Source organism: Sulfitobacter litoralis, from assembly GCF_900103185.1.
Lineage (GTDB): Bacteria > Pseudomonadota > Alphaproteobacteria > Rhodobacterales > Rhodobacteraceae > Sulfitobacter > Sulfitobacter litoralis.
In genome coordinates, this window is the sequence record NZ_FNJD01000001.1 from 189,969 (window position 1) to 210,633 (window position 20,665).

General features: G+C 60.2%; 24 protein-coding genes. 8 read left to right on the top strand and 16 right to left on the bottom strand.

The annotated features are described in order from the left end of the window. Positions 1-29 precede the first annotated feature (29 nt). Positions 30-728, bottom strand: coding sequence for a COQ9 family protein (locus BLQ98_RS00945; protein WP_093731482.1), 699 nt, complete (start codon positions 726-728; stop codon positions 30-32). 113 nt (positions 729-841) lie between these two features. Between BLQ98_RS00945 and rpsU the strand changes: the two genes are divergently transcribed. Continuing rightward, entirely contained in the window at positions 842-1,048 is a 207-nt protein-coding gene (rpsU, locus tag BLQ98_RS00950) for a 30S ribosomal protein S21 (protein ID WP_005851231.1), read from the top strand. A gap of 156 nt (positions 1,049-1,204) precedes the next feature. Then, on the top strand, positions 1,205-1,855 hold the full coding sequence (gene trhA, locus BLQ98_RS00955; protein ID WP_093731483.1) for a PAQR family membrane homeostasis protein TrhA: 651 nt from the start codon (positions 1,205-1,207) through the stop codon (positions 1,853-1,855). Here trhA and BLQ98_RS00960 read toward each other — a convergent pair. Further along, positions 1,852-2,313, bottom strand: coding sequence for an Lrp/AsnC family transcriptional regulator (locus BLQ98_RS00960; protein ID WP_093731484.1), 462 nt, complete (start codon positions 2,311-2,313; stop codon positions 1,852-1,854). The two genes, trhA and BLQ98_RS00960, sit on opposite strands and share 4 nt — an antisense overlap. A gap of 144 nt (positions 2,314-2,457) precedes the next feature. On the opposite strand from BLQ98_RS00960, the gene ald reads away from it, so the two are divergent. After that, the gene (ald, locus tag BLQ98_RS00965; RefSeq protein WP_093731485.1) at positions 2,458-3,576 is read left to right on the top strand and encodes an alanine dehydrogenase; all 1,119 of its coding nucleotides are present in this window, start codon (positions 2,458-2,460) and stop codon (positions 3,574-3,576) included. Positions 3,577-3,646: 70 nt separating this feature from the next. Here the strand turns inward: ald and mscL are convergent, their stop codons facing one another. The 6 genes from mscL to pheS all read right to left on the bottom strand — a co-directional run bounded on the left by mscL (position 3,647) and on the right by pheS (position 9,698). Then, complete coding sequence (gene mscL, locus BLQ98_RS00970) at positions 3,647-4,078, bottom strand: large conductance mechanosensitive channel protein MscL (RefSeq protein ID WP_093731486.1); 432 nt, start codon at positions 4,076-4,078, stop codon at positions 3,647-3,649. Positions 4,079-4,237: 159 nt separating this feature from the next. Continuing rightward, positions 4,238-4,687 carry a YtoQ family protein gene (locus BLQ98_RS00975; protein WP_093731487.1) on the bottom strand — a complete coding sequence of 150 codons (450 nt, stop codon included), beginning with the start codon at positions 4,685-4,687 and terminating at the stop codon, positions 4,238-4,240. Between the two features lie 16 nt (positions 4,688-4,703). Next, positions 4,704-7,103, bottom strand: a complete 2,400-nt coding sequence (gene pheT / locus BLQ98_RS00980) for a phenylalanine--tRNA ligase subunit beta (RefSeq protein WP_093731488.1) — start codon at positions 7,101-7,103, stop codon at positions 4,704-4,706. Positions 7,104-7,186: 83 nt separating this feature from the next. Continuing rightward, positions 7,187-7,990 (bottom strand): CE1 family esterase, encoded by an 804-nt coding sequence (locus BLQ98_RS00985; protein ID WP_244148356.1) that lies wholly within the window; start codon positions 7,988-7,990, stop codon positions 7,187-7,189. Positions 7,991-8,118: 128 nt separating this feature from the next. Further along, positions 8,119-8,628, bottom strand: a complete 510-nt coding sequence (locus BLQ98_RS00990) for a hypothetical protein (RefSeq protein WP_141135295.1) — start codon at positions 8,626-8,628, stop codon at positions 8,119-8,121. Then, positions 8,625-9,698, bottom strand: a complete 1,074-nt coding sequence (pheS, locus tag BLQ98_RS00995; RefSeq protein WP_093731640.1) for a phenylalanine--tRNA ligase subunit alpha — start codon at positions 9,696-9,698, stop codon at positions 8,625-8,627. Before pheS ends, BLQ98_RS00990 begins: the two co-directional genes overlap by 4 nt. 138 nt (positions 9,699-9,836) lie before the next feature. Between pheS and BLQ98_RS01000 the strand changes: the two genes are divergently transcribed. Continuing rightward, positions 9,837-11,060: a YbfB/YjiJ family MFS transporter gene (locus tag BLQ98_RS01000; RefSeq protein ID WP_244148357.1), complete on the top strand. Its 1,224-nt coding sequence runs from the start codon at positions 9,837-9,839 to the stop codon at positions 11,058-11,060. A 61-nt stretch (positions 11,061-11,121) separates the two neighbouring features. Here the strand turns inward: BLQ98_RS01000 and rplT are convergent, their stop codons facing one another. From rplT to pyk, 4 genes are all read right to left on the bottom strand, one after another. After that, complete coding sequence (gene rplT / locus BLQ98_RS01005; protein ID WP_093731492.1) at positions 11,122-11,487, bottom strand: 50S ribosomal protein L20; 366 nt, start codon at positions 11,485-11,487, stop codon at positions 11,122-11,124. Between the two features lie 15 nt (positions 11,488-11,502). After that, on the bottom strand, positions 11,503-11,703 hold the full coding sequence (gene rpmI / locus BLQ98_RS01010; RefSeq protein ID WP_093731493.1) for a 50S ribosomal protein L35: 201 nt from the start codon (positions 11,701-11,703) through the stop codon (positions 11,503-11,505). Positions 11,704-11,834: 131 nt separating this feature from the next. Beyond that, positions 11,835-12,062: a hypothetical protein gene (locus BLQ98_RS01015; RefSeq protein WP_093731494.1), complete on the bottom strand. Its 228-nt coding sequence runs from the start codon at positions 12,060-12,062 to the stop codon at positions 11,835-11,837. A gap of 44 nt (positions 12,063-12,106) precedes the next feature. Continuing rightward, on the bottom strand, positions 12,107-13,552 hold the full coding sequence (gene pyk / locus BLQ98_RS01020; protein WP_093731495.1) for a pyruvate kinase: 1,446 nt from the start codon (positions 13,550-13,552) through the stop codon (positions 12,107-12,109). A gap of 262 nt (positions 13,553-13,814) precedes the next feature. On the opposite strand from pyk, the gene BLQ98_RS01025 reads away from it, so the two are divergent. Beyond that, complete coding sequence (locus tag BLQ98_RS01025; RefSeq protein ID WP_093731496.1) at positions 13,815-14,126, top strand: DUF1244 domain-containing protein; 312 nt, start codon at positions 13,815-13,817, stop codon at positions 14,124-14,126. A gap of 31 nt (positions 14,127-14,157) precedes the next feature. Here the strand turns inward: BLQ98_RS01025 and BLQ98_RS01030 are convergent, their stop codons facing one another. From BLQ98_RS01030 to dgcN, 3 genes are read right to left on the bottom strand one after another with little or no spacing between them, the layout of a single operon-like run. Continuing rightward, complete coding sequence (locus BLQ98_RS01030; protein WP_093731497.1) at positions 14,158-15,018, bottom strand: D-amino-acid transaminase; 861 nt, start codon at positions 15,016-15,018, stop codon at positions 14,158-14,160. Positions 15,019-15,021: 3 nt separating this feature from the next. Further along, positions 15,022-15,987, bottom strand: a complete 966-nt coding sequence (dgcA, locus tag BLQ98_RS01035; protein ID WP_093731498.1) for an N-acetyl-D-Glu racemase DgcA — start codon at positions 15,985-15,987, stop codon at positions 15,022-15,024. Between the two features lie 45 nt (positions 15,988-16,032). After that, positions 16,033-17,034 (bottom strand): N-acetyltransferase DgcN, encoded by a 1,002-nt coding sequence (gene dgcN / locus BLQ98_RS01040; protein WP_093731499.1) that lies wholly within the window; start codon positions 17,032-17,034, stop codon positions 16,033-16,035. Between the two features lie 249 nt (positions 17,035-17,283). Between dgcN and BLQ98_RS01045 the strand changes: the two genes are divergently transcribed. From BLQ98_RS01045 to BLQ98_RS01055, 3 genes are all read left to right on the top strand, one after another. After that, positions 17,284-18,243, top strand: a complete 960-nt coding sequence (locus tag BLQ98_RS01045; RefSeq protein WP_093731500.1) for an L-malyl-CoA/beta-methylmalyl-CoA lyase — start codon at positions 17,284-17,286, stop codon at positions 18,241-18,243. Positions 18,244-18,350: 107 nt separating this feature from the next. Next, positions 18,351-18,950, top strand: a complete 600-nt coding sequence (locus tag BLQ98_RS01050) for a LysE family translocator (RefSeq protein ID WP_208596000.1) — start codon at positions 18,351-18,353, stop codon at positions 18,948-18,950. Between the two features lie 64 nt (positions 18,951-19,014). Then, positions 19,015-19,977 carry an acetyl-CoA carboxylase carboxyltransferase subunit alpha gene (locus tag BLQ98_RS01055; protein WP_093731502.1) on the top strand — a complete coding sequence of 321 codons (963 nt, stop codon included), beginning with the start codon at positions 19,015-19,017 and terminating at the stop codon, positions 19,975-19,977. Between the two features lie 22 nt (positions 19,978-19,999). On the opposite strand, the gene BLQ98_RS01060 is transcribed toward BLQ98_RS01055, so the two are convergent. Next, positions 20,000-20,650, bottom strand: coding sequence for a GntR family transcriptional regulator (locus BLQ98_RS01060; protein WP_093731503.1), 651 nt, complete (start codon positions 20,648-20,650; stop codon positions 20,000-20,002). Positions 20,651-20,665 lie beyond the last annotated feature (15 nt).

A 20,665-nucleotide genomic window follows, 5' to 3' on the forward strand; every position in this document is an offset into this window, starting at 1 on the left:
GCAGGTCTGAGCTGCCGCGTGAAGCCAGCCTAAGAGCGCGGCCCACCCCAGCTGCCGGGCAAGTCGCTGCGCGCCGTGCGCGAAGGCGCTTTTACGTGGGAAAGCAACCAGTTGGGCCCCGCCATCAGCATGCTCAGCGTGGGGCTGCTGTTGACCTGCGCCTTGACCTTTTCGATCTGCATCACGTTTTCTATCCGGCGATCAAGGAAGGCCCATGTCTCTGCATGGCCTTCGCTGGTGTCACCCAGCCAGAACAGCACGGTCGCGGAATAAACCGCGCTCAGCGTGGCGCGTTTGGTGTACCAGTTCACGTCTTCGGACGTGTCGCCCAACGCGTTCCATATGGCGTCGGCGGTACCCCAAACCAATTTGGCCCCCTCGGGTGCATATTGCGGTAGGGCAAATAGGGTTGTCCCACGACGTACCGCTTCCTTGTCTGTCGCAGCCTCAAGCCGGAAGCGGACCATGGCGGCGACCTTGGCCGAGAACTTCATCTGGCTCATGTCTTCGGACTTCATGCGGTCGATCATCTGCTGATCGCCGCGTTTGTGATAGGCAACGGCCAGATCAACGGCACCACGCGGACAAACGGCACGGGCGACGGTCGGGTCCATGCCTGTGTCGCGGACAGCGGCCTTGAACGTTGCCTCTGACCAGCCGTCAAACGCGACATGGATCAATGCAGCATCCAGTAGTTGCTCTTTCGGGGTCTGGGATGTGTTCGTCATAGCGGCCTCCTCAAGGTGATTGGCTTTGCTCTAGACAATATAGGTTTCGGTTGCTATATGGCCAGTTCCTGCAAATCCTTGCAACTTCAAACTAGAAAGGTGGTGAAAACCACATGCAGGTTAGTGTTCGCGATAATAACGTCGATCAAGCGCTGCGCGCCCTGAAGAAGAAACTTCAGCGCGAGGGTGTGTTTCGTGAAATGAAGCTCAAGCAACATTTCGAGAAGCCTTCCGAGAAAAAAGCACGCGAGAAAGCCGAAGCGATCCGCCGTAGCCGCAAACTGGCACGGAAAAAATTGCAGCGCGAAGGTATGATGTAAATCATCCAAGCGACGCATATGGATATGAACCCCCGTTACCTTTCGGTGCCGGGGGTTTTCTTTTGTCCGCCTGCGCCTTTGTGGTGACGCACGGGTACGGTGGACAGTGCCCCGCGACTGCGCCTATCGCGGAACGGCCACGACACAGGACAGACCATGACCCAGCCCACCTACCCCAGCGTTGCCCCGATACACCGACGGGCTGATCTGATCGTTCACCTCGTGGGCTTGGCCCTGATTGTGGGGGCGGGCGGCGCGCTGGTGGTGAAAACCGCCACGTCCCTGACCACGGGCGTGTCCATCGCGGTGACGGTTTATGTTCTGTGTGCGCTGGCATCGAACCTCGCGTCCTGCGCCTACCACTTTGCGCCGTGGCATGACGCGCGCAAATTGATGCGGCGGATTGATCATGCAGCGATCTATCCCAGCATCGCGGGCACTTTCACACCGTTCTTTGTGCAGGCGGGCACCACATGGACGATCACGCTGCTTTGTGTGTCATGGGGGCTGGCGCTGGTCGCGATGTATAAAAAGATCACCGACCCGCAGGTGCAGGGCAAATGGTCTACCGCGTCATACCTGGGCCTTGGTGCCGTTGGTTTATGTGCCCTGCCGGACCTGACAGGCGTGCCGCTGGCGACGCTCTGGAGCATTCTGGCGGGTGCCTTTGCTTATGTGATCGGTGTCGGATTTTATGTGCGCCGTGCCATGCGCTTTCGTTATGCCATCTGGCACGCGTGGGTGAACATCGGCGGTATCGCGATGTTTGTGGGCATTTGGATGGCGCTTTTTCCGTCTGCGGGTTAACCGACCGGCAGTGCCGTGGTGTTGCACACGGTGCGCAACGCAAAGCTCGACTGCATCTGCCCCACACCCGGCAACCGCGCCAAATGCTGGCGGTGGATACGGGCGAAATCTTCGGTGTTCTCGGCCACGACCTTAAGCAGATAATCCGCGGCCCCTGCCATCAGATGACATTCCAACACATCAGGAATACGCGCGACCGCTTTTTCAAAGGCATCCAGCACCTCATCCGCCTGCCCCTGTAGCGTAATCTCGACAAACACCGTCGTGGGCACGCCCATCTTGCGCGGGTTCAGTAGGGCGACATAATCACGGATGTAGCCGTCAGTTTCCAGCCGCTGCACCCGCCGGTGACAGGCCGAGGCCGACAGGTGTACCTTTTCCGACAGGTCGGAGTTCGAGATCCGCCCGTTGCGTTGTAAGGCGGTCAGGATGCGGCGATCAATGTCGTCAAGGTTCATGCTACACAATACTTTCGCGTGGAATGGCACAAATACAACGTTTTATTCGAACAGAGCAAGGGAGAGCGCAGCGTAAACCGTGCTTAATTGCGCAATCAGAGGCGTACCGTAATCCACATTCACCCTTTTAATAGGCCAAACAGTATGAAAATCGGTTGCCCGAAAGAAATCAAACCACAGGAATTTCGCGTCGGCATGACGCCGAACGCCGCCTACGAGGCGGTAACCAAAGGACATGAGGTCGTGATCGAAACCGGCGCGGGCGTTGGCGCGGGCTTTGATGACGCAGCATATACCGATGCTGGCGCGACAATCCTTGCCACTGCCCAAGAGGTTTTCGCCAGCGCCGACATGATCGTCAAGGTCAAGGAACCCCAAGCGGCAGAACGCAAGATGCTGCGCGAGGGGCAGATCCTGTTCACCTATCTGCACCTCGCCCCTGACCCCGAACAGACAAAGGATCTGCTGGCTTCTGGTGCGACCTGTATCGCCTATGAAACCGTTACCGACCGCAACGGCGGATTGCCCCTGCTGGCACCGATGTCCGAAGTCGCGGGCCGTTTGGCCCCGCAGGTAGGGGCATGGACGTTGCAAAAAGCCAATGGCGGACGCGGCGTCTTGCTGGGCGGCGTGCCCGGTGTTGGCCCCGCCCGCGTGATCGTGATCGGCGGTGGCGTTGTTGGCACCCATGCGGCCCGAATCGCTGCGGGTATGGGCGCCGATGTGACCGTGCTTGACCGGTCCTTGCCCCGCCTGCGCTATCTGGATGATATCTATGGCGGCGTGTTCAACACCTCCTATGCATCAGCGGGCAACACGATCGAACTGGCACGCGAGGCCGACATGATCATCGGTGCCGTTCTGATCCCCGGTGCCGCAGCACCCAAGCTGATCAGCCGCGCGCAACTGTCCGAGCTAAAGACCGGCGCAGCACTGGTGGACGTGGCCATTGACCAAGGCGGCTGCTTTGAAACTTCAAAGGCGACCACGCACCAGGATCCAGTGTACGAGGTCGATGGCATCATGCATTACTGCGTTGCCAACATGCCCGGCGCGGTCGCACGGACCTCTACCATCGCGCTTGGCAACGCCACGATGCCCTTCATGCTGACACTGGCCGATAAAGGCTGGAAGCAAGCCTGCGCCGACGATCCCCACCTCAAGGCGGGACTGAACGTGCACGCAGGCCAACTGACCTACGCCGCCGTGGCCGAAGCCCTTGGGCTAGAGGCGATCACAGCAGATCAAGCCATCGCTGGTTAAGCGCCCCGAAAACAAGGAAAGGCCCGCAGTGAACCTGCGGGCCTTTTGCGTTTCACCAGTCGAGCCGGACTTACTTCTTGGCAAGCTCGTCCCGGATTTGGAGCAGCACGTCCAACTGGCTCGGGCCTGTTACCACCTCGGGTGCCACATCGTCGGGGCGCTCTGCCAACGACTTGATCCGGTTGACAAATTTAACCAGCATAAAGACTACAAAGGCGATGATCAGGAAGTTGATGCAGGCGGTGATGAACGCGCCATAGGCAAAGATCGCAGCGCCGGTTTCGCGGGCCGCATCCAGACCGGCGTCGGCAGGCACATCGCCAGACAGCACGACATACATGCTGGTGAAATCAACGCCCCCAAGCACCAGACCGATGACAGGGTTGATCAGGTCGCTGACCAGCGAGCTCACAATCGCGGTGAATGCGGCACCGATGATGATACCCACCGCCAGATCCATCACATTGCCCTTGGCAATGAAATCCTTGAATTCTTGAAGCATATTCGTCCCTCGCAAGTTTAAAAGCCGTGTCTGTTACGTCGCACGACATACTGTAGATGCGTTAGCACAGGTTTTCGAACGCGCGAGGTCTTTTTGTCAGATCAGCACAGTTTTCCCATGCATGGAGGCGAAAAACGCGCGATCCGGTCGTGCGTCTGGCTATTCGGGTAGGTCGCCCGTCAGGACATAGCGCAGGATTTGAACGACTTGCGCGGGGTCTTCGGCAACGGCCATCGCCGCAGCGTCGACTTCTTTCAGCGCGTGCGCGTGATCAGCGCCATGCAGAATGACCAAAGATTTTCCCAAAGCCGCCGCATAGCCCGCATCAAAAGCCGCGTTCCACTGTTTGTACTGCTCGCCAAAGCGGACCACAACGACATCCGCTTCTTCGATGCCCTTGCGGGTGCGGATCGCATTGAGCTGCGCGCCCTTGCGGTCGTGCCAGAATTTGTTGGCCTCGGGCCCCAGAATAGCCACACCGCAGTCATCGCTGGCCGCGTGGTCGGTGACAGGGCCGGTGAACACGACATCCAGTTCAGCCGCGCCATCAATGATCTGATCGCGCCAATCGGTGTGGATTTCACCAGAGAGATATACATGCAACGTCATAACGCCTCCGTTCGCTTTAACCGCGCAGCACACCGCCGCTGGCTTTGGTGACTTTGTCGATCACCTTGGCACTCACAGCTTCGATATCCGCGTCTTTCAAGGTCTTGTCACTGGGTTGCATCCGCACGGTCAGCGCGAGCGATTTCTTCCCCTCGCCCAAAGCCCCGCCGATGAATTCGTCAAACACGCGCACATCGTCAATCAGGGCCTTGTCCGCCCCCATCGCTGCATTGACCAAGGTCAGCGCATCCACGTCCGCATCCACCACAAAGGCAAAGTCGCGTTCAACCGCCTGCAACGCACTGACGTTCAGCGCCGGACGGGTGGAACCCGCTTTGCGCGGCAAAGGCACTTCGGCCGGCCAGATGGTAAAGCCCATCGCGGGCCCTTTCATATCCATCGCCGCCAACACCCGCGGGTGAATTTCGCCAAAGACGCCAAGCACTTTTTTCGGGCCAAGGCAGATCTGCCCGTGACGCCCGGGGTGGAACCAGTCAGCGCCATTGCGGTTGATCTGCACCTTGGCGGGGGCACCGATGGCGGACAAGACCGCCTCGATATCCGCCTTGACGTCGAAGACATCGACCGGACGGGATGCGCCGTGCACATCTTTGGGGCCGGTGCTGCCGGTCAGCAGACCGCTGATCTGCAGATGCTGATCGCCGGGCTCCCCTCCGGTGAAGACGGGGCCGACCTCGAACAGCGCCATGTCAGGGAAGCCCCGCGCCTGATTGCGGGCCGCAGCCTGAAGCAAGGCAGGCAACAGCGAGGGGCGCATATGGCTCATGTCGGCGCTGATCGGGTTTTCCAGACGGGTGTCATCGGTGCCGCCGCCAAACAGCGCGGCGGATGGCTGATCGATAAAGCTGTAGGACACACATTCGTTATAGCCCAAGGCGGCGCAGGCACGGCGTGCGATGGCCTCGCGACGCTGCATGGGCGACAGGACAGGCTTGGGCACGCCGGCGGTCAAACGCGGCAAGGGGCGCCCTTCAAGCTTGGTCAGCGAGGCAATCCGCGCGACTTCCTCGACCAGATCGGCCTCGCCCTGCACATCGGGGCGCCAGCTTGGCACATGGGCCATGTCGCCTTCAAGACGGAAGCCAAGCGCAGTCAGCGTCTTGCGCTGCTCGCTTTCCGAGATGGTCATCCCCACCAACGACTGCACGCGCGCCGCGTCCAGCTTGTAGGCGCGAGAATAGTCCGGTACCTTGCCCGCGACGACAACTTCGGACGCCTCACCGCCTGCGATGTCCAGGATCATCTGGGTCGCATGTTCGATGGCATAGGGTGTCCATTCGGGGTCGATCCCCCGTTCAAAGCGATAGCGCGCGTCCGAGTTGATCTTGAGCGCGCGGCCCGTGTAGGCGGTGCGGACCGGATCGAAATAGGCCGCTTCGACAAAGACATTCACCGTGTCCATCGAACAGCCGCTTTCCGCGCCGCCCATCACCCCCGCGATGCTTTCAACCTTTTCGGCGTCCGAAATCAGGGTCATGCCTTCGCTGAAGGTATATTCCTTGTCGTCCAGCCCCATCAGGGTCTCGCCGCCCTTGGCGCGGTGGATGCGCAGGCTGTTGCCCGCGACCTTATCCGCGTCGAACACGTGCAAAGGACGGTTGCGGTCATAGGTGAAGAAGTTCGTCACATCGACGAGGAACGAGATCGGGCGCAGGCCAATAGCGCGCAGCTTGTCCTGCAACCACGCCGGCGACGGGCCGTTTTTGACGCCTCGGATCACACGACCGTAGAAAACCGGACATTGGTCCAGCGTGTCTTCGTCGATCGAAACAGAGATCGGGCACGGGAACTGCCCCTCGACCGCGGGCACATCGCGCTGTTTCAGCGTGCCCAGACCACGGGCTGCCAGATCACGCGCGATCCCGCGCACACCCAAGGCATCGGGTCGGTTGGGGGTAATCGCGATCTCGATCACGGGGTCAACCTTGGCGGGGTCGTTTTCCGCCAGCCAGTCGATGAAACGGTCGCCGACATTGCCCGAGGGCAGTTCAATGATACCGTCATGTTCTTCGGACAGCTCAAGCTCGCGCTCTGACGCCATCATGCCAAAGCTTTCGACGCCACGGATCTTGCCGACGCCGATGGTGGTATCAATGCCCGGCACATAGACGCCCGGCTTTGCCACCACCACAGTGATGCCCTGACGCGCGTTCGGCGCACCGCAGATGATCTGCTGCACGCCTTCGTCGGTATCCACCTGACAGATCTGCAAACGATCCGCGTCGGGGTGCTTTTCCGCCGACTGCACGTAGCCCAGCGTAAAATCCGCCAGCTTTGCGCCGCGATCCTCGACGCCTTCGACCTCGAGCCCCAGATCGGTCAGCGCATAGGTGATTTCATCGATCGACGCGGTGGTGTCGAGATGTTCCTTCAGCCAGGACAGTGTGAATTTCATGGCGGTGATCCTCATGCAATGCTTGCGCTAGGGCGTAGCGTTTAATCGGCGCGGTTTCAATGCGGTGCGGCTGCGTTTTGCGCCTAGCCCGGTGTTTTGGGCATCAACCCGTCCAGCTGGTAGCCAAGCCATCCGGTCGGGATGAAATGTCCGCCGGTATGGATGTCCAGCGTCACGCTGCGGTCGCCGGCGCAATTGTCCCAGGTGAAATGCGCGAACTCTACCCCCGGGGCGAGGGTCAGCGCGCCGTCCAGCCGGCCCTTGCCACAGCGGAACGCCTTGCGCCAGAGGGCGACAACATTGGTGGTGTCATGGTCCGGCCCGCGCGGCAGGCTCATCCACAGATCGTTCAGCCCGTGCACATGGCGGACCTGACGCGGCGGGTTGGCGCAGGTGCTGGCCTGTTTGATGGTGCCCGACATGGTCATCAGCCCCGCGATCCGGTCGCCGCGCGCGCAGGCATAGCGCCACGCCATCGCCGCGCCAAAGCTGAACCCCGAGATATAGATCTGGCTTTGATCCACCGGATAGCGTTTCGCCACATCCGCGAGCACCGCATCCCCAAAGGCGATATCCGCAGGGTCATCCTGCCAGAACCGCCACGCCCGATGCCGCGCCGACGGGGCCACCAGCATGACACCACGCGGCTTTGTCTCGGACCCGATACGCGGATGATTAATCACGGTGCGCCCCCGCCGCAGGAAAGCGTGGAAATGCATCATAACAGGCAGGGGCGTCACGCCATCCCAATCGTCGGGCATCAGGATGTTGTAACTGCGGTCACCGACAGGGCAGACGGCATCCCCGCCGCAGGGCGGGAGGGTTTGGGCGGCGGCGGGGGAGGTGAGGAGAATGCTAAAGCAGAACAGAAGTATTAGGTATTTCACCAGCGCAGCTCACAGAAGGGGTTGAAGACTTGGTGGGTCAGAAAGCCGGTCCGACAGGACCTAGCCTATCTCAGCACTCGAGATCGTGGGGTCGAGAAAGCCCTTGAGTTATTAGTGGGGAGTGAATTTCATTTATTTCCCCACGAAATCGCAATTTTTTTTGGTAGTCCGAAAACGCCGACTGTCATCTCCGCCGAAATTTTAGTGTCCTCGAACGTATCTTTTCGCATTTCATGAAGGATCGCGCCTAATTTTTCACCAAACTCCTTTAGTGCGTTAGCCTTCACTTCCTCGCCCACGTTCTGCATACAATAACTAGGCAGACGCGTGTAAGCCTCCTCGAAAGCAACCAAGGCGTCACTGACGCTATCTGGCGCAGAAACCAGAAGTTCGGCTTTTAACTGTTCTCCCCTTGCAACTGCTTGAAAGAAAGCTTCGTCGTTTCTACTGATTGTACAGAAGAGGTTATACTCAGCCATCGTAGAAACAAACTGACGATACAATACCCTTCGCTCGCGCAGAATTTCATTCTTTCTGTCCGCTTTTTTCTGGAAATGGTAAATGAACGCACCTCCAGCCAACGTAACCAAAGTAATTACTAGTGGAAGCCAAGTACCGATTGCGGCCGATCCGCTCACCGGCTCAAACCACCATGCAGCGTCGGCTGGTCCAAGCTCGCGAACCCGTAGTGGCGCAGCCAGCGCAGGTCTGAATCAAAGAATGCCCGCAAATCAGGAATGCCGTATTTCAGCATCGCGATGCGGTCGATGCCCATGCCGAAGGCAAAGCCCTGCCATTCGTTCGGGTCGATCCCGCCTGCTTGCAGCACCTTCGGGTGGACCATGCCGGAGCCCAGCACCTCCATCCAGCCGTCGCCTTCACCGATGCGCAGCTGCCCGTCGACCCAGGAACACTGGATGTCGACCTCTGCCGAAGGTTCGGTGAAGGGGAAGTGCGAGGCGCGGAAGCGGGTCTTGATGCCCTCGACCTCGAAGAACGCGCTAAAGAATTCCTCAAGCGTCCATTTCAGGTTCGCCATAGAGATGTCTTTGTCGATCGCCAGACCTTCGACCTGATGGAACATCGGTGTGTGGGTCTGGTCATAGTCGGCACGGTACACGCCACCGGGGCAGATGATGCGCAAGGGCGCGCCTTCGGCCTCCATCGTGCGAATCTGCACGGGGCTGGTGTGGGTGCGCAGCACGTGGGGCGGACGGTCGTCGCCCTCGGCACGTGCCATATAAAACGTATCCATCTCGGCACGCGCAGGGTGGTGGCCGGGGATGTTCAGCGCGTCGAAGTTATACCAATCGGTGTCGATGCGCGGCCCTTCGGCGACAGAGAACCCCAGCTCGGCGAAGATCGCGGTCACTTCCTCGGTCACTTGGCTGACGGGGTGGATCGTGCCTTGGCGGGTCGCCCGCGTGGGCAGTGTCACGTCCAGCCATTCGCTGCGCAGACGCTCATCAAGGGCCGCATCCCCAAGTGCTGCTTTCTTCGCGGCAATGGCGGAGTTGATCTCGTCCTTGAGCGCGTTTAGCGCGGGGCCGACTGTCTGGCGTTCTTCGGGCGTCATACGGCCCAGCTCGCGCATCTTCAGGGCGACTTCGCCCTTTTTACCCACGGCGGTCAGACGGATGTCCTCCAACGCGGCTTCGTCGGCGGCACCAGCGATCTGGCCCAGATATTTCGCTTTCAGGTCGTCCATATCGGCCTCATGTCTTTTGCTCGGGCTGGTGCTAGCAGAATTGGCCCCGAATACAAGCGGCAGGGCCATTTGAAGCGGGTCTTGTGATGCTGAAACCGCGGGCACATAGTGGCGCAAACCATCAAGGGGGTGCCGCGCGTGGCAGAGATTTTACAACCCGACGGCAACCCGTCCCTGCCCCGACCTGTCACACGGCCCTGGCTGGCGCTGCTTGGCCTGACGCTGGGGGTGACGGTCACCAACGGGTTCGCGCGCTTTGCCTACGGGCTGATCCTGCCCGCGATGAAGACCGAGCTGGATTGGACCTACGCGCAGGCGGGCTGGCTGAACACGGCGAATGCGCTTGGCTATATCATTGGCGCGGTGCTGACGTTGCTGCTGATCGGGCGCATCGCGCCGGCGCGGCTGTTCGGCTTTGGCATGGTCGCGACCACGCTGACCCTGCTCGCCACGGGATACGAGGCGACGATGGGCTGGCAAACCTTCTGGCGGTTCGCGGCAGGGGTATTCGGGGCGATGTCATTCTCTACTGCTGGCGTGCTAACCGCGCGGCTGTTTCCCGGCGACGCGCGGCGCAATGCACTGGCGATTGCGATCCTGTTCGGCGCGGGGGGCGGTATCGGGATCATGCTCGCAGGCGCGTCCCTGCCCCTGATGATAGAGCTCTGGGGCACCGGATCATGGCGCTATGGCTGGTATATCATCGGCGCGATCAGCACCGCCTGCCTGCCCCTGTCCCTATGGGCCGCGGCGCGTCTATCGGTGCCTGCGCAGCGCAACACGGCGGCAGGCGGCATCAAGCTGCACCTGATCTGGAGAGAGCTTGCAGGCTACGTCGGTTTTGCCATGGGCTATATCGTCTATCTGACATTCCTGTCTGCGTGGATGACGGATCAACAGGCACCGGCGCTGCTGATCTCGGCGGTGTGGATCATCATGGGGCTGGCGCTGATCGCCTCGCCCTTCGTGTGGCGCGGCGTGCTGGCGCGGCACGCATCGGGCAAGCCCTTGGCGATGATCCTGACCGGCATCGCAGTTGGGTCAGCGCTGCCGCTCGTCCTGCCCGCCGGTGGGGCCGTGGTGATTTCAGCCGTGGTTTTCGGGCTGTGCGTCTTCATGGCCCCCGGCGCGATCACCAGCTTTATCCGCCAGAACCTGCCCGCAGAAAGCTGGGCCGCCGCGATGAGCCTGTTCACCGTGGTCTTTGCTATCGCGCAGACCGCAGGCCCCTTTGCCGCCGGTGCCTTGGGCGACCTGACGGGCAACATCGGGTCCAGCTTGCTGGCCGCCGCTGCGATCCTGCTGACAGGGGCCGCTGTGGTGGTGTTTCAAAAACCGCTGACGGCGCAAGACTCCGCCTAAACGAAAAACGCCGCCCCGATGTCAGGGCGGCGTTCTAAAACTCTGGATCGTCAAAGGGCGCTTATGCGGCCAATGCGTCTTGTGCTTGCTTTACGATGGCACCGAATGCTTCGGGCTCGTTGACTGCCAGGTCGGACAGAACCTTCCGGTCCACTTCGATACCAGCCAAGGACAAACCGTTGATGAAGCGGCTGTATGTCAGTGCTTCGTCGTGGCTGCGCACAGCGGCGTTGATCCGCTGGATCCACAAAGCGCGGAAGTTCCGCTTGCGGTTCTTACGGTCGCGCGTGGCGTATTGGTTGGCTTTGTCGACCGCCTGACGGGCGACCTTAAAGGTGTTCTTGCGGCGGCCATAGTAACCTTTGGCTGCCTTGATTACCTTTTTGTGACGGGCGTGGGTGACCACACCACCTTTTGTACGGGACATATCGGCTCTCCTATCTTAGCGGTCGTAGGGCATAAAGCCCTTGATGATCTTGGCGTCGGGAGCAGACAAAGCTGTTGTCCCACGCGCGTCACGGATAAATTTCTTAGACCGTTTGATCATACCATGCTGTTTGCCAGCCTGACCGCCGATGACCTTGCCGGTCGCCGAGATCTTAAAGCGCTTTTTTGCGCTCGATTTCGTCTTCATCTTGGGCATTTCCGTCTCCTTAACTTGAGTTCGGTAAGTGCGCGACTCGGCATGCCACGAAGGCCGGACGCGCGGAACGAAGCTGGCGTATAGGAGGGACCGCCCCTCAAAGCAAGGGCAAAAGCGCGAAACGCGGGCGGTTACCAGAACTTATAGCGCGCAACGACATGCAGGACGGAGGTGGGGATATCTTCCAGCGCATAGCCACCCGGATGGGTGTTAATCGCATAGACAATCATCCCGCCCGCGATCAGCACCGTCAAGGCAGACGCCCGTGGCGCACGGCCATCAGAGAAGGCCGACACGACAGAGGGGATAGAAAGCACAGCAAGGGCAAGACCAATCACCAAAATCAGATCAGTATCCATAGTCTTTGCCCCTGCTCGATATATTTTTATTGCCTGACCAGAGGTTATTCCGGATCAGTATTAAAAATCAATCGTTCGTCGCAGGGTGCGACGCGCAGGATATTTGTGCTGCCCTCGACGTTGAAAGGCACACCTGCGGTGACGACGATCATATCTTCGGGCCCGGCATAGCCTTCGTCACGGGCAACCCGTGCAGCGCTGACCACGGCCATTTTGAAGCGTTCCAGCGTGCCGGTCTGAACGCAATTGACGCCCCAGGTGAGCGCCAGACGGCGCGCGGTCTTGACCAGCGGCGTCAACGCGATGATCGGCACCCGAGGGCGTTCCCGCGCTGTCAGCAGTGCGGTGGTGCCGCTTTGCGTGAAACAGCAGATCGCCTTGATGTTCGCGGTTTCCGCAATCTCGCGGGCAGCGGCAACGATACCGTCGGCCACTGTCATGCGATCCACCTTGCGCGACGATTCAATGATCTGCGTATAGGTCGGGTCCTGCTCTACCTCGGTGGCGACGTTGTCCATCGTGCGCACCGCCTCGACCGGATAGGCACCGGCAGCAGATTCCGCCGACAACATCACGGCATCCGCGCCTTCATAGATCGCGGTCGCCACGTCCGACACCTCGGCCCGTGTGGGGATCGGGCTTTCGATCATCGATTCCAGCATCTGCGTCGCGACGATCACCGGCTTTGCCGCCGCGCGGCACTTGCGCACCAGTCGTTTCTGGATCGGCGGCACATTCTGCACCGGCAGCTCGACCCCCAGATCACCGCGCGCCACCATGATCCCGTCACTGACAGCAAGGATATCCTCGAACCGGTCCACCGCCGACGGCTTTTCAATCTTGCTCAGCAATGCGGCACGGCCTTTGGCCAGTTCACGCGCTTCTGTCACATCTTCGGGACGCTGCACAAAGCTTAGCGCCAGCCAGTCGACCCCCAGATCGCAAACAAATTCCAGATCGGCGCGGTCTTTTTCCGATAGCGCGGCGAGCGGCAGAACCACATCCGGCACGTTCACGCCCTTGCGGTTAGAGATCACGCCGCCGATCATCACTTCGCACTCTGCGAAATCGGGCCCACATTCCTTGACCTTCAAACGGATTTTACCGTCATTGACCAACAGCGATGCCCCCGGTTCAAGCGCTTGAAAAATCTCTGGGTGGGGCAAGCATACGCGGCGGGCGTTGCCCTCTGCCTCGTCCAGATCAAGCCGGAACGACGCACCCTCGACCAGCAGCTCGCTGTCCCCAGCGAAGACACCCACACGCAACTTCGGCCCCTGAAGATCCGCAAGGATACCGATCGTGGACCCCGTTTCCTCTTCGATCTGGCGGATGATCTTGTGCTTGATCCTGATTTCGTCATGGCTGCCGTGGCTCATGTTCAACCGGAACACATCCGCGCCCGCTTGAAACAACGCCGAGATCGTCTCGTGCGTGTCCGAGGCCGGACCCAAGGTGGCAACTACTTTGACATTCCGCGTGCGTTTCATACTGGTGACGTCCCTTTTCATCTGTGGGCTTTGCAGCCCCCGCGCTCTGATTACCTTGGTTTAACACGCGCAGCGATCAGAGTGGATAGCAAATAAGTTAGCGTTAACATTTAGCAAGGCTGGCCCATACCGTCTATGCCCCCTTCAGTGTTACAGCACCATGACGATTGCAAGCAGACCACAAGACACGCAGCCAGGCGCCCGCCTTGAACCCACACCGACCAACCCATAACTTTACGGTACCGACACCGAGGAGAGCATAATGCCCACACAACAGGAAATCGAACTGCAGGCTGCGGCGTTCCGCCGACTGCAACAGCATCTGATGCAAGACCGCACGGATGTTCAAAACATCGACATGATGAACTTAGCCGGCTTTTGCCGCAATTGCCTGTCGCGCTGGTATCAAGAGGCCGCAAACGAACGCGGCATCGACATGGGCAAGGAAGAAGCGCGTGAATTGTTTTACGGCATGACCATGGACGCATGGAAAGCCGGCTATCAGACCGACGCGAAAGACACGCAGAAAGAAGCGTTCAAAGTTGCGTTTGAACAGAACGTGGAAAAGGGCTGACCGCGCGCAGCCAGCCCCTTGGCAAGGCGGGTTACACCGCCGCCTTGCGCATCTCGTCCAGATAGATCTCGCGCAGACGCGGCGCGACCTTGCCTGGTGTCCCGTCGCCCAAGGCGACGCCGTCGATCTCGACCACGGGCATGACAAAGGCGCTGGCTGATGTGGTGAACGCCTCATCCGCCTGCTGCGCTTCATGGATGGTAAAGTTACGCTCTTCCACGACCATCTGCGCCTCTTTGGCAAACCGCAGAACCGCAGCGCGGGTGATGCCGTGCAAAATCTCGTTGCTCAGGGCTCGGGTGATGATCTTGTTGCCCATGACGATATAGGCGTTGTTGCTGGTGCCTTCGGTGACAAACCCGTCCTCGACCATCCACGCATCGTCACAGCCCGCTTTCTTGGCCATCATTTTGCCCATCGACGGATACAGCAGTTGCACCGTCTTGATGTCGCGGCGGCCCCAGCGGATGTCCTCGATGCTGATGACCTTGGCCCCCTTCTTGGCGGCGGGGCTATCGGCCATGCCAGGCTTGGATTGGGTGAACAACACGATCGTAGGCTCGGTTGTGTCGGGATCGGGGAAGGCAAAGTCTCGATCCCCGTCCGACCCGCGCGTGATCTGCAAATAGATCAGCCCCTCGTCGATCTCGTTCACACGGACCAGCTCGCGATGCACCTCCAACAGATCCTCTTTCGAGATCGGGTTGCGCATCTGCAATTCATTCAGCGACCGGCTCAGCCGGATCGCGTGGCCGTCAAAGTCGATCAGCTTGCCATCCAGCACGCTGGTAACCTCATAGACCCCGTCCGCCATCAGAAACCCGCGATCAAAGATCGAAACCTTGGCTTCGGTCTCGGGCAGGTATTCGCCGTTCACATATACAGTCCGCATGTCTTATCCCCAAAGCTTGGCCGCAGGCGGGTGCACCCCGGCGGCGTCAAATGTCAAAGCGTCCGCGCGGTCTTCGGCCAGAAGCAGCGGGCCGTCAAGGTCCACCACCTTGGCCCCCTGCGCCACCAAGGTCGCCGGTGCCATTGCCAGCGAAGACCCGACCATGCAGCCGACCATCACCTCAAAGCCCTGTGCGACAGCGGCATCGCGCAGCGCCAGCGCCTCTGTCAGACCGCCGGTTTTGTCCAGCTTGATGTTGACCACATCGTATTTTCCTTTCAGCGCAGCAAGGCTCGCACGGTCATGACAGCTTTCATCCGCACAGACCGGCACAGGCCGATCCATCCCGATCAAGGCATCATCATCGCCTGCGGGCAAAGGCTGCTCCACCAATGACACGCCAAGCCGTACCAGATGCGGGGCAAGATCGGCATAAACCTCTGCCGACCAGCCCTCATTCGCATCGATGATGATCTGCGCGTCGGGGGCACCGGCGCGCACGGCCTCAAGACGGGGCATATCGTCCGGCGTACCAAGCTTGATCTTCAACAACGGACGATGCGCATGCAATGCAGCCTGTTCGCGCATCTTTTCGGGGCTATCCAACGACAGGGTAAAGGCCGTGATCTCGGGCTCCGGCTGGGCCAGCCCCGCCAGTTCCCACACACGTTTGCCTGCCTGTTTGGCCTGCAAATCCCATAGGGCACAATCCACTGCATTGCGCGCAGCCCCGGCGGGCAGCAGATCGTACAGCGCCTCGCGGGTCAGGAACCCGCTTAACGCTTCGATCTCTGCCGTGACCGATTCCAATGTCTCGCCATAACGGGCGTAGGGCACGCACTCGCCCCACCCCGTCACGCCGGCTTCGGTGATCCGAACCGTGAGCACCTGCGCCTCGGTCCGCGATCCACGCGAAATCGTAAAGACCTGTGCCAGCCGAAAGACATCCCGGCTTACCTCAATACGCATATCCGCTCCTTCATTTTGCCACTTAAACTCTCCCCGAAGGGCCGATCAGAGGGCTGCCAAAGCATCCGCCAGTTTCGCGGCACCTTGGCGGAACGGGTCCACGGCTGGCAAGCCCAAGCGTTGCTCAACCTCGGCGAGGTACGCGTCTGCCTCTGCTTCCGACAGATGCTGCGTATTGATCGAGATGCCGACCACGTGACATCCGGCATTGGCGACCTTTGCCAGCGTCAGTGCCACGTCGCGCACCTCTTCCAGCGTGGGCAGCGTGTAGTCGGGCAGACCGCGCATGGTCTTGCGGGTTGGCTCGTGACACAGGATCAACGCATCGGGTTGGCCGCCGTGGATCAGCGCCATGGTGACGCCGGAATAGGACACGTGGAACAGGCTGCCCTGCCCTTCGATGATATCCCAGTGATCGTCGTCATTGTCAGGCGTCAGATACTCGATCGAGCCGGCCATGAAATCCGCGATCACGGCGTCCAACGGCACGCCTTCGCCGGTGATCAGAATACCGGTCTGGCCCGTCGCGCGGAAGCTGCATTTCAGCCCCTTTTCCTTCATCGCCGCGTCCAGCGCGAGGGCAGTATACATCTTGCCGACAGAACAATCGGTGCCGACTGCCAGCACCCGCTTGCCGGTGCGTTTGACACCGTTCGCGATGGGATATTGCACCGACGGGATGCGCACATCGTGCAAGGTGCGTCCGTGTTTCTCGGCGGCGGCAACCAGTTCTGGTTCGTTACGCAGCAGGTTATGCAGGCCGGATGCCAAATCAAAGCCGGCCTCCAGCGCTTCGACCAGCACGGCGCGCCATGTGGCGCTGATGGTGCCACCGCGGTTTGCGACACCGATGACTAACGTCTTTGCGCCCGCTTCTTTCGCCTGCGCTAGGGTCATATCGGTCAGGCCCAGATCCGCCTTACACCCGTCCAGCCGCAATTGGCCGACAGCATTATCGGGACGCCAGTCCTTGATGCCTTGCGCTACTTTAGCAGCAAGATGATCTGGCGCGTCGCCCAGGAAAAGAAGGTATGGTGTTTTGATCATGATCACATGCTCCTGTAATTTGGCTTTGGCTCAGTTTCGCAGCCTTTCGGCGCGATAAGGTTGCAAATGAATGGCCGACGCAAGAGAGACCGGAGAATATTTGCAAAGATCCGCCCATCTGCGCAAGAATTGTGCATAGAAATTTAGCGCCCGATGCTGCAGCTGCGAGATCACTCTTGCAGGGCGCAGCGCAATTTAATACCACCCAAGGCAATCAAGTCGTAACTTTATTACTCAAGGAGTTCGCATATGAGCTTTCGCATCCAGCCCACAGCCCCTGCACGCCCCAACCGTTGCCAATTGTTCGGCCCGGGTTCGCGCCCGGCAATCTTCGAGAAAATGGCAAGCTCTGACGCAGATGTCATCAACCTGGATTTGGAAGACAGCGTTGCCCCCTCGGACAAAGACAGCGCCCGCGCCAATATCATCAAAGCGATCAGCGACGTAGACTGGGGCGACAAGACGTTGTCCGTACGGATCAACGGCCTGGACACACCTTATTGGTACCGTGATGTCGTCGACCTGCTGGAACAGGCGGGCGAGCGTCTGGACCAGATCATGATCCCCAAGGTCGGCTGCGCCGCTGACGTCTATACCGTTGACGCGCTGGTCACGGCGATCGAAACCGCCAAGGGTCGCACCAAGAAAATCTCGTTCGAGGTGATTATCGAATCGGCCGCAGGCATCGCCCACGTCGAAGAGATCGCCGCCGCCAGCCCGCGCTTGCAAGCGATGAGTCTTGGCGCGGCCGACTTTGCCGCCTCTATGGGGATGCAGACCACCGGCATCGGCGGCACGCAAGAAAACTACTACATGCTGCGCGACGGGACCAAGCATTGGTCCGATCCGTGGCATTGGGCGCAGACAGCCATCGTCGCCGCTTGCCGGACCCACGGCGTGCTGCCGGTCGATGGTCCGTTCGGTGATTTCTCGGACGACGAAGGCTACCGCGCGCAGGCGCGCCGGTCGGCAACTTTGGGCATGGTCGGCAAATGGGCCATTCACCCCAAGCAGATCGCCGTCGCGAACGAGGTGTTCACCCCCTCTGACGAGGCCGTCGCCGAAGCCCGCGAGATTCTGGCCGCGATGGAAACAGCCAAGGCCAACGGCGAAGGTGCGACCGTCTACAAGGGTCGTCTGGTCGATATCGCCAGCATCAAACAGGCCGAGGTCATCGTGCGCCAGTCCGAGATGATCGCCTCGCGCTAACCCCGCAATACGACACAGCGGCGCGGGCCTTGCCCCTGCGCCGCTGTTGCCCCCGCCCGTAGCGAAGCGGGCTTGGCATACCCTGCGGCTTGGGGCATCAAGGCGGCATGTCCATTGATGTCCTTTCCGCGCTCGCGCTTTTCGCCCTCATCACCTCTATCACGCCGGGGCCGAACAACCTGATGCTGATGGCGTCCGGGGCGAATTTCGGCTTTGCGCGCACAGTGCCGCATATGCTGGGGATTACCCTTGGCTTTATGGTCATGCTGCTGCTTGTCGGCTTTGGACTGATCCGCGTGTTCGACGCATTTCCCATCATATATACCGTGCTCAAGCTGCTGAGCCTGATCTATCTGATCTACCTTGCCTATAAGATCGCCACCGCCGCGCCGGTACAAACCGCCGATCCCAATGCCAAGCCGCTCAGTTTTCTGCAAGCCGCTGGATTCCAATGGGTCAATCCCAAGGCCTGGGCCTTCGGGCTGAGCGTCATCACGATCTATGTGCCTTCCGCCGGCATATTGCCGCTGGTGATCACGGCGCTTGTCGTCGCGGTGATGGCGCTGCCCTCGGTAACGCTCTGGACGCTTCTTGGCGGGCAGATGGCCCGCGTTCTAACCAATCCCCGGCGTTTGCGGGTGTTTAACGTGACCATGGCCGCGCTGCTTGTGGCATCTCTGTTGCCTGCCCTTTGGCCGGCCAGCTGACAGGTCACGTTGCAAAGACCGCAAATCAACGCCATATAGCCCTGAACAAAGCGCGGAGCAGGTGATGACACAGTATCTGGATTTCGAAAAACCACTGGCCGAAGTTGAAGGCAAAGCGGAAGAACTGCGCGCACTGGCGCGGACCTCTGAAGGGATGGACGTCAGCGCCGAAGCCAAGACGTTAGACGAAAAAGCCCATCAAATGCTGGATGATCTGTACAAGTCCTTGACGCCGTGGCGCAAATGTCAGGTGGCACGTCACCCCGACCGCCCCCATTGCAAAGACTATATCGAAGCCCTGTTCACCGAATTCACGCCGCTGGCGGGCGACCGGAACTTTGCCGATGATCTGGCTGTCATGGGCGGTCTGGCGCGGTTCAATGATACACCTGTCGTCGTGATCGGCCACGAAAAGGGCAACGACACCAAATCCCGCATCGAACGCAATTTCGGTATGGCCCGCCCCGAAGGCTACCGCAAGGCCGTGCGCCTGATGGAGCTGGCGGATAAATTCGGCCTGCCCGTGATCACGCTGGTCGACACCCCCGGTGCCTACCCTGGTAAAGGGGCCGAAGAGCGCGGCCAGTCCGAAGCCATCGCCCGTGCGACTGAAAAATGTCTGCAAGTCGGCGTGCCGCTTGTGTCGGTCATCATCGGCGAAGGCGGATCGGGCGGGGCTGTGGCCTTTGCCACGGCGAACCGTGTCGCCATGCTGGAACATTCCGTCTATTCCGTGATCTCGCCCGAGGGCTGCGCGTCGATCTTGTGGAAAGACGCCGAAAAGATGCGCGAAGCCGCCGAAGCGTTGCGCCTGACAGCGCAAGATTTGAAACAGCTCGGCGTGAACGATCGCATCATCCCCGAACCCCGCGGCGGCGCGCATCGTGACCCCAAAGCCGCCATCGCATCGGTACGCAGCGCGATTGCCGCGATGCTGGATGACCTGTCAGGCAAAGACGCCAAGGCGCTGGTCGCGGATCGCCGCCAAAAGTTCCTTGGCCTCGGGGCCAAAGGGCTGGCGGCGTAATTCTACGCCGCCCCGCAGGGCCCTAGGACACCAGCATCCGCAAGCCTTGCGTCACATCCGTACGCACCGCCAGACGCAGACCGGGTTCATCCCCGGCGCGCAGGGCTGCGATAATCAGCTTGTGAAAATGCGGCGGCTCTGTCCGTCGCAACCGCCCATAGAGCGCACGCATCGTCGGGCCCATCTGTAGCCAGACAGTCTCTGCCATCGCGAGCATCGCAGGTGCCTGCGCCCGCAGATACAACGTGCGGTGAAATTCGAGGTTTGTACGGATATAATTCACGGCGTCGCGATTGTTCACCGCGTCGGAAATGGCATTGTTGATCGCCTGCATCCGGTCAATCAACGCAAGGTGGGCACGGGGCAAAGCACGACTGGCGAGCTCTACCTCGATCAGCGCCCGTAGCGCGGCCAATTCTTCGATGCGTTCGTTGCTCAGCTCGGGTGTGGAAATCCGGCCCGACGCCGACATGGTCAGCGCCCCCTCTGCCGCCAACCGGCGCACGGCTTCGCGCGCGGGGGTCATCGACACCTCGTATTCCTTGCCAATCCCCCTCAGGGTCAACGCCTGCCCCGGTGGCAGATCCCCGTACATGATACGGGTCCGCAACTGCCGGTACACGCGGTCATGCGCCAATGGATGCGCATCAAGAGGACGAGGGTTCAGGTTCATATCGTCGTTGTGATC